Below are 13,448 nucleotides of genomic sequence, written 5' to 3'. Positions count from 1 at the left end.
TGAAGTAGATCCTTTTGAGGATACAACATATTTTAAAACTAAAGATTTTAATTCTTTGCAAGTTCATAAGCAAATTGCTATAGATACAGGGGGAATGCAAGCAAGTTATTTGTTATCTGAAAATATTAAAGATAGATACATGGCAAGTAACAAAATTAATCCTACTTACGGTATAGGTTATTTATGGACAAGACTAGATCAAGCAAGTTATATTTTTAGTACTAAGTTTGATGGCAAAGATAAAAGCGTTAATGATATAAATGCATATGTAAAAGCGATTAACTCCATATACGGTAAAAATTATATTACTAAAAATAAAATTCGTTCATATGCTTATTTAGATTTATTTGATCCGTTTTTATTCTATTCAGGATATTCATTTTTAATGAATACTAACTTAAATAATATTCCGATGATTGAATTAGGACCGGTTAAATACTTACCGGCTACTAGAGCGATACTTGCTCCATACGGTTTAGAGCGTGGTTTAGTTAACCATTTTGTTGTTGATAACAAATATATGCAAGTTAATATTCATTACGGCAAAAATCAAAAATTTAAGTCTTACGGTGTCGGAGTTAAAGCTAATAACTTAGTCAAAGTTGAATTTATCGGTTTAGGTTTAGAAGCGACATTTTGGAATCAGCCTAAAATGTTAACCGCTACCCCTTTAAAAGAAAGTTGTAAGCAAGTTGGACTTGGAGCCGTTAATTTTGGGCTTAGCTTAAATGAAACATTTAAGATAGTCGGCTCAGACGGTTACAAAACAGCGGGATTTATAGAAGGTATGCCTTTAAAATTCTCAGCTATAGTTAGAGCAGGGTTAAAATTAGATTTATAAGAGAAGGCTTGTTGCATGATTAATATGTCATTCCTGCGAAAGCAGAAATCCAGAAAAAAGCGCGATACATCAAGCTTTTAATTTTAAAAACTTACTGTGTATGCACCGTTTAATTACTGGATTCCCGCTTTTGCAGGAATGACATATTAGTCATAATTTGTATATTTTATTATTCTTCTTTTATTATAAAGTATATATATTTGTATATAAGATAATTATGACTATATATGCTAACTATTTTAGAAAAATTCTTATTCTCTTCTGTAAAAACGTTCATCAATATACGTGAAGATACCGTATCTGCTCTTAAAAGGCTTGGTATTAACAATATTCGTGATTTATTATTTTATCTACCTGTTTCATATCAAAATAAAATATTATCGCCTAATTTAACTGAAGTTAGAGACGGTGACATAATCCAAACAGAAATTGTAATTGAGAGCATTAATTTACCAAAGAAAAGTAGTCAGCCTTTAAAAATTACAGCTAGCAATGATACTGGTTCTTTGTTATTAGTGTTTTTTCATAAACCCCCACCGTTTATTTTTAATAAGCTGCAAGTTGGTACTTCTCATATTATCAGCGGAAAGGTACAATTTTTTGATCATTACTTACAAATTGCGCATCCTGAATTTATTGTAAATCCTAAACTCGCAAAAGAAATAGAGCCGATTTATTCCCTGACATATTTACTTAGTAACAAGCAGTTATATTCATATATCATAAAAGCAATAGAGATATTTGCAGAGAAGTGTAAGAGTATAGAAGATAAAGAAGTAAAAGATTATTTAGATATTATATTGCAGAATTTGCAAATGTTGCATGTTTTCCGTCATTGCGAGGAGGCATTCATGCCGACGAAGCAATCCAGTAATGTAAAATTAATAAATTCTAGATTGCCGCAGCCCCTAAAGGGGCTTCGCAATGACGATTTATATACTAACGCCAAAAAACAACTAGCAGCTAAGGAGCTTATCGCTAATCAAATATCTCTTTTAAATGTACGTACGCAAATAAGTAGAAGACAAGGTAATATTTACCCTAAAGCTGTATCTATTCAAACAAATATATTAAATGAGCTAGGATTTGAGTTAACTTCTTATCAAAAGCAAGTCATAGAAGAAATAGAGTGTGATCAAAGCAATAAAATAGAAATGATGAGATTGTTGCAAGGCGATGTTGGCTCTGGTAAAACTTTGGTAGCTCTGCTGACGATGGTAAATGTGGTAGCCACTGGATTTCAAGCAACGCTTATGGCTCCAACTGATTTGCTTGCCAATCAGCATTATGAGTTTTTTGTTAAAGCTTTAAAAAATACTAATATAAGAGTCGGATTACTTACAGGTAAGATACTGGGGGCAGCTCGTAAAAATATTATGATACAACTTGACAACGATGAGATTGATATATTAGTCGGCACTCATGCTTTATTTCAAGAAAAAGTAACTTTTAAGAAACTAGGTTATATAGTTATTGATGAGCAGCATAGATTTGGGGTGCAACAGCGTTTGAATTTAATAAATAAAGGGGTAAATCCCGATGTGTTAGTTATGACTGCAACGCCGATTCCTCGAAGCCTTGCACTTACTATGTTTGGTGATATGACTATCTCAAAGCTAATGGGTAAGCCAAAAAGTCGTTTACCTATCGCTACAAATACCATATCCGTTAATAAGATAGAGCATATTATAGCAGCGATAAATAAGAAGCTTATTGCAGGTGAGCGGGTATATTGGATTTGTCCATTGATAGAGCAGGGAGCGAAAGAAACGCCGGAAGAGGATAGTTTATTGATGGATGTGATGAATCGTTTTAACTCTATAGACAATATCTATCAAGGTTATACCGGTATTATTCACGGTAAGATGAAAAACGAGCAGAAAGACCAAATAATGAAGCAATTTAAGGAAGGTGAAATTAAGATATTAGTTGCAACAACCGTTATTGAAGTCGGAATAGACATACCTGAAGCCACTTTGATAATTATTGAGAATGCCGAGCAATTTGGTCTCGCTCAACTTCATCAGCTTAGAGGTAGAGTAGGGCGGGGTAGTTTGCAGTCATATTGTATATTGTTATACAATCCTAAAAGGCTTAGAAAAGTTGCACGAGGTAGGTTTGAGATAATGAAACAAACTAATGATGGATTTTATATAGCTGAGCAGGATTTAAAACTTCGAGGTAGCGGTGAGATTTTAGGAGTAAAACAAAGCGGCGAAATCGCATTTTTCTTCGCCGATTTAGCGGACGATTATGACCTACTTCTTAAAGCGCATAAATTTGCGGAAATAGGCTCAAAAGGTAATGTAAATTTTGTTAACTTTCAGATCAAGCTCTTTGCCAAATCTCAAGTAAGCGAGTTGGTTTAGTTTGAATATGCTATTGCCGCTTGGCATTGGCGTTGTTGTGTGGTTCGATTTTTACCGTCATTGCGAGAAAAGAATTACGCAGTAATTTGATGAAGCAATCTTGTGCCAAAGTCCTGAGATTGCCGTGCTCCTTTCAGTCGCTTGCAATGACGAAAAACCGCACCGTGCAAGCAAGCTTTTTTATAAAATCTAGAATACTATAAGTTAAAGCTAATCCTGTGTGATTTCAGCAAGTCTAGTAAACAGAGCGTCAATCATATCCCAGCCTTTTTTTTGAATAGTGAGTAAAGAAGAATCATTAATGTTTATTTGTTTTAATAAATCTATTCCCATTTGTTCATGTTCAGGATCAAGATACATATGTATTTTGAAATGTTTTGCTGCTTTATGATTAAAAAATATTGATCCTAGTTTTGCATAAAATATAGTAGCACAAGACTCTATTACTAAATGGACAAGGACGGCTTTTTCACTATCTCCAAGAGTCATCATTTTTAGCGTAAACCAAGAACCTAAGGCCTCAAAAATAGAATCTGTAGTTTCTTCATTATTTTCTAGATTTTGGAATAATTCTCTATTATGTCCAAATTCATCGGTAAGATGCTCCCATGCAAGTTGTTGAAATTCTTTTGTTTCAGAAAACACTACTCTTGCTAATACCATTTTTTGAAACTCATCTGACCAAATCCGAAAATGTTTAAGAAATTTATTTTTTCGTAGCGTACTATCTAACTTAATTTTAAATAGTTTGTTTTTTTAAATTGCTCTTTATATTGTTCATTATCCAAAATTAAACGATCTATTATATTCATATATTTAATTATCAATTTATTTAAATATATTAATATTAACTAAATTACGCTGTCACTCATTATTAATGTTTATTTACCAATTTTTAAAACCATATGTGTATTTATAGATTAATATGAATTGTAAGATCATAATGTGTATGCAGTAAATATATAAAACATTGCGACTTATCCATTTTAGATTTATAGCTATTTTTTGTGAATAATCGCTTAGGATCATTAATATATAGGTAATTGTTAAGAAAGTGAGGTTTAAAATTAAGTCAGTATTTGAAAAATTAAACTCATTAAAGGAAAAAATCGCAAGAGTAAAAAGAGTTGAATGCACGAAAGAGGCAAAAATTGCTATAAAACAGCAAAGTTTTAAGTTTGCCTGCTCATGTTTTGAAATAAATCCAAGTATCATTGTAGCAATTACAAGAGTCCCGTAATCAATCAAAGCCCAGCTAATATACCACAATAGTACCATTATAATTGCATGACAATAACCGCTATAGAAAAAGTGAGTTAAAGAATTACGAAAATAATAAATATACCATTGCCCTAAATAGATAGAGATTAAAATATTTGTAGTAAGAAACTGTTTAAATAGTACAGTGGTATATATTTGTAATAAAACACCGAATATTATTATATGGGTTTTTGGTTTATCATGAAAATTATAACCGGCAAAAAAGCAAAATACTGGCATAGCTGTACGACCTATGATCCGCATAATCGTTAATTCAGGATATAGATATAAACCTACATGATCAATGATCATGGTTATAATAGCTAAGGCTTTTAGCCAATCCTGATAATTTGATTGGTGCTTATTTTTTGTTATTATCATAATTAACCGCTTTTAATAAATATGCCGTGCCGAAAAATGCTCCCATTCCAACTGCAATTGTACTACCTAGCATACAGACTTTAATCAGTAAATATTCCGAATAAAAATATTCTAAATAATAATGCTTTATTAAAGCAATTATAATAGACATTAAGATACAGCATAACAAAATTTTACCGCAGAAAAGTTTTATACCGGCTTCTATATGAAGCTTATTTTGTTTTGTAGTATAGCTATATAATAAACCTAGATTATACCAAGCTGCAATAGATGTACCGACTGCAATACCGATATGTTTCAAAGAATCCATTAATAATAGGTTCATGCCGGTATTAATTATTATTGAAAATAAGGTTATTTTGAGCGGTGCTTTAGTATCTCCGTTAGCATAAAAAATAGGAGTTAAAATTTTTGCCAAAATAAAAGCAGGGAGCCCAAGTGCAAACGCAGAAATAGCCTCAGCTGTATTTGTAGTATCTTGGCTCGTGAATACTCCTCTTTCATAAATTATATTAATAATCGGATGAGATAGAATTATAATACCGAATGTAGCAGGCAACGATAATAATAATCCCATTCTAATAGCATTATTCTGTATTTTTTTTGCAGCTACTATATCATTTGATTTATAGATTTTTGACAGCTCAGGTAGCAATATAGTAGAGAAGCTAGTACCTATTATTGATAGAGGAAATTGATATATCCGGTCGGCATAAGATAATATAGAAATAGCACCTTCAATAAAGCTAGCAATAGATTGGGATATGAAAAGGTTTAATTGCTGTATGCCGGAGCTAATGGTTGCCGGTCCCATATTAATCAAAAGCTTTTTTACATCGGGATCGCTTGGGTTAAAAATTATCGGAAAGTTTAAATCCGCTCTTTTCACACAGACAAACATAAACGAAACTTGTAATATTCCGGCCATTATTAAAGATAAGCTAATTGAGATAGTAGATTCTATATAATGATCAAATGTTAAAGTAAAAATTATTACGCATATACTTAAAATAACCGGTGAAAAAGCAAATGCAGCGAATTTTTTTACAGAGTTTAATATTCCGCCAAGTAGAGCCGTTAATGAAACAAATATTAAATAAGGTATTGTAATGCGGCATAAAAATACCGTAAGCTCAAACTTTTCTTTTTTACCGTGAAATCCAGGAACAATAAACAGCATTAATTGTGGCATGAAGATTTGCATTAATGCTATTATTACTATTAATGTCAGAAGTAAAAGGGTAAAAACCTCACCTGAAAAATTATTAGCGGCTTTCTTAGAAATAAGCATTTTTTCATTATAAATAGGAATGAATACGCTTGATAATGCTCCTTCTGCAAAAATTCTTCTAAATAGATTCGGTAGTTTAAAAGCAACATTAATGCTATCACCCATAGGTGTAGAGCCGAATAATGATGCGATAAACTGTTCACGCACTAAGCCAAATATGCGAGAAATTAATGTGCAAAAAGCTACTACGACTCCTGAACGAAATAATCGACTTCTTGCATAACTTGCTTCTAAAGGTAATTTGTGCGTCAATCCGGTACTCGCATTCTCATGTACTAAAGTGTACGCTGCGGTGCTGCGTTCCGTGTTTCTTTCAAATTCCTCTTTATTAGCTACATTATGCAAGAAGTCGGTCACTGTTTGTTTTTTATCTTATTTTTCTGATGTCATTCCCGCGGAGGCGGGAATCCAGTAAAACCTATAAAAACTTGTTTTTATAGGTTTATTTTGTTAATTAATGTGTAATTGTTGAGATCGGGATTAAGGCTACTTTTTCTGGCTTCCCGCCTCCGCGGGAATGACATTAAGCACCATGCAAGCAACGTCATGAATTCTTATCCCTAGTTGACCCTATCTATTCCTTCATTGATTAAAGCGTCTGCTTTTGATTTATTTTCCCATCCAGTAACTTTAACCCATTTACCTTTTTCTAAATCTTTATAATGCTCAAAGAAATGCACGATACGTTTCTTGAGCATGTCACATAAATCATCTAGCTCTTTAATATGATCGAAAGTAATATCGAGCTTAGAAGTCGGTACTGCGATTATTTTCTCATCAAGCCCTGATTCGTCTTCCATCATCAATACACCGACTGCTCGGCATTTTATAACCGACCCAGGCACTACTGGATGATGAGCTACGACAAGTACGTCTACCGGATCACCGTCATTTGAAAGAGTATGAGGAATAAAACCGTAATTGCATGGATAGCTCATGGTAGTTTGCATAAAGCGATCAACAAAAACTGCTCCTGATTCTTTGTCAAATTCGTATTTGATTGGACCGCTATTCATCGGAATTTCGATAATTACGTTTATTTCGTAATTATTTGCTTTTGCTTTGATTTTATCTATAAACATGTTTTTATTTATTTGGTTTAGTTATTTTTCGTCATTGCGAGGAGAATTACAACGTAATTCGACGAAGCAATCTCAGGCCTATTTTACTAGATTGCCACGTCGCTTCGCTCTTCGCAATGACGTTGTTATTGCGGAGGTCTGTAATTCTCATCATGCTTTGCAAGTAATTGTCTTGCTATAAATTTCCCGTTCGATAATTGCCCGATGGCAATAATTCCTTGTCCTTTACGAAATAGAGCCGGAAGGGCTCCTTGATATAATATCTCGAAATCCTTAATATTATCGGTAATAACAAAACTTATCTTATCATCAGCAATTTTATTTATTGAGTCTGTTTTAACAAGCCCACCGACTCTTAACTCTTTGCCTTGTTCTATTTCATTAATTTTTGACGGCGGCAAAAAAAATACTATATTTTTCTCTAAATTGTAAAGTATTATAATAATTCCTAAACATGCTGAGCAGAAACAAATAATTATTGTTATTAATCTATTCCTTACTCTCTTTTGCATTAAAGTTCTGTTTATTTTTCAATGACTTGTAATTTAAAAAACTTACAATTAACAATATCGCTAAGGTTAAAAAGGTAAATAAATACGCTACCGATATATAATTATTCATTTCTTAAAAATTCCATAATTTCCTTAGGTGAAGAATCTAAATAGAAATGTTTCAGATATTTTCCGTTTGCATCGATTAAATATGTAAAAGATGAATGATCAAGCATATAGTTCGGGTCGTCATCATCACCATGCACACGAGCATAGAAAACCTTGAATTTATCAGTTACATCTTTTATTTGCTGCTCGTTACCGGTAAGACCTATAAATTTCGGATGAAAATGTTTTAGATATTCTTTAAGTGCTATAGGAGTATCACGTTTTGGGTCAATAGTGATAAAAACAGGTAGAATATCTATTTTATGTTTATTTAAAATTTCTACAATCTCCGTCATTTTATTTAGAGAGGTTGGGCATATATCAGGACAACTAGTAAATCCAAAGTAAATGAGGCTTAAGTTGCCTTTCAACTTATCACTATTAAATATCTCTCCATTTTGGTCTATTAGTTCAAAATCACCGCCGATTTTTACGTTATCTTCATAGATATTAACTTGACCGGCAAGTGGCTTTTCAGGCGTTCTTAAAGATAACAACAAATATAATGCTCCTACTCCTATTAATAAGCTAATTACGATAATTATTTTTATAACATTAGACTGTATTTTCATAAGATACTATCCATTTTTGCGTTGTCATCCTAGCTCTGGTCCTGCTGTATGGCTCTTATGTCATTCCTGCGAAAGCAGGAATCCAGAGAAAAGTGAAAATGTCATACCGTGGCTTGACTACGGTATCTTATATCACAGGCCGTGTTCTGAGATCCCGCAATCAAGTTGCGGGATGACATTAAAGGTTATACTGGATTCTCGCTTTCGTGGGAATGACATAAAAAGACCATACAACCAAGTCTACTCTTTTACACAAGCCCTAATTTTTTAGGTTTAAAATATTTTACCCAAATATCTATTAACAATTTAGTAATGATAATCGCCGAAAACATTGAAGATATAATCCCGATCGTTAATGCAACGGCAAAACCTTTTATTGCACCTACTCCAAATATATAAAGTAAAAAAGCAACGATTAAAGTAGTTAGGTTAGCATCAAGGATAGTGGCAAACGCAGATTCAAAACCGGTTCTAATAGCATAAAGATTAGACACTCCTTTATGCAGTTCCTCTTTAATTCTTTCGTAAATCAATACATTAGCATCAACAGCCATACCCATAGTGAGTATTATTCCTGCAATTCCCGGCAGAGTTAAAGTAGCTTGGAAAAGTGAAAGTAAAGCTAAAATATATAACAATGCAAGGCTTAAGGCTATATTGGCAAATAAACCAAGCACACCGTAAGACCAAACCATAAATATACACACTGCTATAAATCCTATAAGTCCTGCCTTTTTGCCCGACTCTATAGAATCAGCACCCAAATTTGGACCTATACTTCTCTCTTCAATAATTTTAAGTGGGGCAGGAAGCGAACCGGCTCGCAATAATAGTGCAAGCTCATTTGCCGACTCAACGGTAAAATTTCCTGTTATTATACCGCTTCCGCCCATAATCGCTCCGTTTATCGTTGGAGCACTTAGTAATTTATTGTCTAAAACTATAGCAAGGCGTTTACCGGTATTATTTTTAGTTATTTCACCAAATATTTTACTACCTAAATTGTTGAAAGAAAAAGCAACTACCGCTTGCGAATTTTGGTCAAAAGAAGCTGAAGCAGTTGTAAGCTGATCCCCACCCAAAACAACTTTTTTCTTTATAACGACATAATACTCCCCATGACTTTCGTTATCTCCCTTAACTAGCATTGAACCTACTGGAACATGTCCTTTTACCGCTTCTTCGATATTGGCATTTTCATCAACTAAATGAAAAGTTAGCTTTGCAGTTTTCCCTAATATATTCTTCAGGTAAGAGGGATTTTCTTCACCGGGAACTTGCAGTAATATATGCTTATCGCCTTGTTTCTGTAGGGTCGGCTCTTTAGTGCCGGTACTATCAACTCTCATGCGAACGATCTCAATAGATTGGTCTACTACCTTATTAAGTAAGTCATTTAATCTAGATTCGCTGTAGCTAAGCTTTATTTTATTTTCATTTACTTCAGCGATAATTTCTGGATCGATTTTATTAATTATTTTCTTTAACGGCTTTAATTTCTCAGGCGATCTTACTTCTAATTGAATGCTATTTTGTCTAACTAACAGATTTTTATAGCCGATTTTATCCTCACGAAAATTTTTGCGTAAAGTGTCGGCAAGATTTTCCATTGAATCATTTAAGTAGGTGTCAAAATCAACATCGAGTAATAAATGGGCTCCTCCTCTAAGATCAAGTCCTAGATTTACTGAATCATGAGGTAGAAACTTAGAGTTTACTTGCATGAAATTAGGTAAGGCACAAATAACTGCAAAAACCGTACATATAATTGAAAGAAAAATTTTCCACTTAGGAAGATTTTGCACCGCTTACCTTCTTGTCTTTTTTGTTGTTTTCTTTTTTTACTGCTACTTCTTTTGTACGACTAGTTATATCGATAATAGCACTTTTTAAAACTTTAATACGTACATCTTTAGCTATTTCGATTTCAATATTATTGTCATTTTCACTTATTTTAGTCACAATACCATAAATGCCGCTATTTGTTAGAACTTCTTCGCCTTTTTTAACTTCACTTACTAATTTCTCTCTTTCTTTGCGTCGTGTTTCTTGTGGACGTAATAATAAGAAGTAAAATACAGCAAAAATTAAAACCATCGGTATTAAGCTTGTTAACCCCGATTGTAAAGAATTTGTTTCTACGGGCACTACCTCAGTTTCCTGTATTTCTATAGTGTCGTTATTATTTGCCTGATTATCTTGCGTATTTGCTGACATATGTAATTTCCTAATTGTTGCAATAGTCTTCCTGTATAACCTCTTTCTAAAAGTAATTTGTATACCGCAGATACTTCAAGATTTGGTACGTCAAATTTTAGGCTTCGCCTTTGCTCATGTAGTTTGCTACGCTCCGCAGGCTCACCACTTATTTGGCTTCCAACTTTTGAAGTATCTGCGGTATACATCAATCCGGTACTCGCATCTCACGTCCCTTTTTGTACGCTGCGGTGCTGCGTGCCATGTTTCCTTAAAATTTCTCTTTATAAGATAGGTTATGCACTAAGTCTAATAAAATAAAAATAGCTACCTAATAGCTTTAATGCAAGGGTAAAATAATAATATAAAATATATTTAAATGTATTTTATACTAATATAAGTTATCACAAAACCGATAAATGGCTATTTTTATGACAGTTATAACTACTAGAATTTCTAATGAACTAGATATTATACTTTCTAATGTTGCTAAGGAAATCGATAGACCAAAAGGATATATTATACGTAAAGCAATAGAAAGTTATATAGAAGAAAAAGCAGATTTATTAATTGCTTTGTCTCGTATAGAAAAAAGAGAAGAAGTAATCTCATTAGAAGATATTAAGAAAAAATATGGTTTGGAAGATTGAATTTATGATAAACTTACTGATGTCATTTGCAAAAGGGCGTTGTTGCTTAGCTCGAAAAACATGCTCTATGTCATTCCCGCTTACGCGGGAATGACATAAAACGGACAAAATCACTGGAGCGGGTGAAGGGATTCGAACCCTCGACTTCAACCTTGGCAAGGTAGCGCTCTACCCCTGAGCTACACCCGCTTAAATAAAATAACGGCGTTTTAATGTAAAAAGTTTAAGGGGATCAAAATTAATTACATATAAAACGCCTTAGTGCTTTTTAATCTAAGCGGATCTGAATATAAGTAATTATAAGATAAATTGCAAGTATTAAATTAGAAATTTATTGGCATTGCTAAATAAAGATAGATTTATTTAATAAATTAACGCCATTGCAAGGAAATTACAAAGTATATTGACTAAGCAATCTAGTTAAAAACTCTGTAAACTAGAATTTATTATTATTTTTTTAGATTGATACGCTCCTTTCAGTCGCTCAGCTCATACGACACCTGTCTTGAGTTAGCAATGCTATAAAATCTAATTTTGTTAAATTGACTTTTATATAAAACAGTATAGTTCTTTATTAATTTTAACTAATCTGTAAAAAAGTATGTGAAGTTACGCAAAAGAGCAAAAAAGTTTAGCCCGTAATCAAAAAGAAGCAATAGGGAGTCAATCATTTTTTTTGTGTAAGTTCATTTTTTATTTTCCAATAAATCATATTTAAAATTCCCACAAAGTATTTCAAATTGATTTAAAGCTAATGACCAATCTTTTATAGGCATAGTCCATTTTTTAGCCGCATTTTGCAAGGCTAAAAATATTATCTTTTGAATTGATTTATCATCTGGAAATACACCTTTATTTTTAATAATTTTCCTAATTTGACGATTTATAGACTCTATGGTATTCGTGGTATAAATCACCTTTCTAATCTCCTCAGGAAAGGCAAAAAATGGTATTATTCCTGACCAACTACGCTGCCAAATATCAGAAATTACTGGATATTTTTTATCCCATTTTACACTAAATTGTTGCAGTTTTAAACGAGCCATTTCTTCGTTATTTGCCGTGTAAATTTGTTTTAAATCTGATGTTACCTCTTTTAAATCCTTATGTGACACGTACTTTACTGAATTGCGTACCATATGCACTATACATAGTTGTACTATAGTAGCAGGAAATATGCTACTGATAGCCTCAGAAAAACCTTTTAAACCATCAACGCAAGCAACATAAATTTGTTCTACACCTCGATTCTTTAATTCAGTTATACTTGCATCCAAAATTTAGAGCCTTCATTTTTTCCTATCCAAATGCCCAATAACTCCTTCTTGCCTTCTATATTAACCGCAATTGCCAAATATACAGCTTTATTTATTACTATATGATTATCTCTAGATTTAACATATATGCAATCCAAATACAATATTGGGTATATCCTATCTAAATAGCGATTTTGCCACCTAGTTACCTCCTCTAGTACTCCATCTGTTATGGTTGATATTAAATCACTAGATACTTCAGTTTGATATATTTCTTCTAAGTGACCACGAATCTCACTGACTGTCATACCTCTACCATAAAGTGAAATTACCTTCTCATCAAATCCATTAAATCTCCTCAGCCCTTTTGGTATTAATTGTGGATTATACTCACCTTCCCGGTCTCTTGGTACTTCTAATGTCAACTTACGACCATCATCATCAATTACTGTCTTTTCATAGCTACCATTACGACGATTATTGTCTACTTTTTCTACTTTACTATGCTTTGAGTAGCCCAATTCATGATCTAACTCACTTGCTAATATTTTCTCAACTATTTGTTTCTTTAGCTGTTGAAATAAACCATCTCGACCAAATAACTCTGATGGGTCTGCTTTTGATAATAATTCTTCTACTAGCTGATTACTTATGTTTAATTTTTCTTTATCTTTACCTATTTCTTTAGCCATAATTTCCCTTTGTTTTTATCGTTTTAAATTAAAACATATGGCATTCATAAATTCAGAGAATTGATTTTTGGCAATTCCTATATATCTAACCCGTTTATTATCTTTTGAAAATACCCTCTCAAAAGGTGCTCTGATTTTCGTATAATATTTATCAAGGTCAAAATTCTTATCTTTCATATTATTTTTCTTTATTGAGCAA

At 32.7% G+C, this 13,448-nt stretch carries 12 protein-coding genes, 1 tRNA gene and 2 pseudogenes; 3 read left to right on the top strand and 12 right to left on the bottom strand.

The window, feature by feature from the left end:
- Positions 1-55 precede the first annotated feature (55 nt).
- Positions 56-841, top strand: a complete 786-nt coding sequence (locus C4Q30_RS02875; RefSeq protein WP_245207452.1) for a hypothetical protein — start codon at positions 56-58, stop codon at positions 839-841.
- 227 nt (positions 842-1,068) lie between these two features.
- Positions 1,069-3,210, top strand: a complete 2,142-nt coding sequence (locus C4Q30_RS02865; protein ID WP_103897158.1) for an ATP-dependent DNA helicase RecG — start codon at positions 1,069-1,071, stop codon at positions 3,208-3,210.
- 210 nt (positions 3,211-3,420) lie between these two features.
- On the opposite strand, the pseudogene C4Q30_RS02860 reads toward C4Q30_RS02865, so the two are convergent.
- The 9 genes and pseudogenes from C4Q30_RS02860 to C4Q30_RS02820 form a co-directional block, all read right to left on the bottom strand.
- Positions 3,421-4,022 (bottom strand): annotated as a pseudogene (locus tag C4Q30_RS02860) (hypothetical protein).
- Between the two features lie 73 nt (positions 4,023-4,095).
- A complete protein-coding gene (locus C4Q30_RS02855) occupies positions 4,096-4,851 on the bottom strand; it encodes a TraX family protein (RefSeq protein WP_103897157.1) in 756 nt (251 codons plus the stop codon).
- Complete coding sequence (gene murJ, locus C4Q30_RS02850) at positions 4,832-6,394, bottom strand: murein biosynthesis integral membrane protein MurJ (RefSeq protein ID WP_410525780.1); 1,563 nt, start codon at positions 6,392-6,394, stop codon at positions 4,832-4,834. The genes C4Q30_RS02855 and murJ overlap by 20 nt, the downstream gene beginning before the upstream one ends.
- 308 nt (positions 6,395-6,702) lie before the next feature.
- The gene (gene ppa / locus C4Q30_RS02845) at positions 6,703-7,224 is read right to left on the bottom strand and encodes an inorganic diphosphatase (RefSeq protein ID WP_103897155.1); all 522 of its coding nucleotides are present in this window, start codon (positions 7,222-7,224) and stop codon (positions 6,703-6,705) included.
- 125 nt (positions 7,225-7,349) lie between these two features.
- On the bottom strand, positions 7,350-7,736 hold the full coding sequence (gene ccmE, locus C4Q30_RS02840; RefSeq protein ID WP_014120981.1) for a cytochrome c maturation protein CcmE: 387 nt from the start codon (positions 7,734-7,736) through the stop codon (positions 7,350-7,352).
- 101 nt (positions 7,737-7,837) lie between these two features.
- The gene (locus C4Q30_RS02835) at positions 7,838-8,455 is read right to left on the bottom strand and encodes an SCO family protein (protein WP_012736692.1); all 618 of its coding nucleotides are present in this window, start codon (positions 8,453-8,455) and stop codon (positions 7,838-7,840) included.
- A gap of 248 nt (positions 8,456-8,703) precedes the next feature.
- Positions 8,704-10,260 (bottom strand): protein translocase subunit SecD, encoded by a 1,557-nt coding sequence (gene secD, locus C4Q30_RS02830; protein WP_014014541.1) that lies wholly within the window; start codon positions 10,258-10,260, stop codon positions 8,704-8,706.
- The gene (gene yajC, locus C4Q30_RS02825; protein WP_103897154.1) at positions 10,244-10,672 is read right to left on the bottom strand and encodes a preprotein translocase subunit YajC; all 429 of its coding nucleotides are present in this window, start codon (positions 10,670-10,672) and stop codon (positions 10,244-10,246) included. The genes secD and yajC overlap by 17 nt, the downstream gene beginning before the upstream one ends.
- Positions 10,624-10,863, bottom strand: a complete 240-nt coding sequence (locus C4Q30_RS02820) for a palindromic element RPE5 domain-containing protein (RefSeq protein ID WP_014014539.1) — start codon at positions 10,861-10,863, stop codon at positions 10,624-10,626. The genes yajC and C4Q30_RS02820 overlap by 49 nt, the downstream gene beginning before the upstream one ends.
- 207 nt (positions 10,864-11,070) lie before the next feature.
- On the opposite strand from C4Q30_RS02820, the gene C4Q30_RS02815 reads away from it, so the two are divergent.
- Positions 11,071-11,301, top strand: a complete 231-nt coding sequence (locus C4Q30_RS02815; protein WP_103897153.1) for a DUF6290 family protein — start codon at positions 11,071-11,073, stop codon at positions 11,299-11,301.
- A gap of 114 nt (positions 11,302-11,415) precedes the next feature.
- On the opposite strand, the gene C4Q30_RS02810 is transcribed toward C4Q30_RS02815, so the two are convergent.
- The 3 genes and pseudogenes from C4Q30_RS02810 to C4Q30_RS02800 all read right to left on the bottom strand — a co-directional run.
- Positions 11,416-11,490 (bottom strand) — tRNA-Gly (locus tag C4Q30_RS02810).
- 497 nt (positions 11,491-11,987) lie between these two features.
- Positions 11,988-13,249: pseudogene (locus C4Q30_RS02805) on the bottom strand (IS256 family transposase).
- A gap of 15 nt (positions 13,250-13,264) precedes the next feature.
- On the bottom strand, positions 13,265-13,448 hold a 184-nt coding region (locus C4Q30_RS02800; RefSeq protein WP_209445199.1), incomplete at its 5' end, for a hypothetical protein.

The sequence above is a fragment of the Rickettsia fournieri genome, from assembly GCF_900243065.1.
In the GTDB taxonomy this organism is placed as follows: domain Bacteria; phylum Pseudomonadota; class Alphaproteobacteria; order Rickettsiales; family Rickettsiaceae; genus Rickettsia; species Rickettsia rickettsii.
The sequence above is the reverse complement of the archived record's forward strand: the minus strand, read 5'-3'. Positions and strand labels throughout refer to the sequence as shown.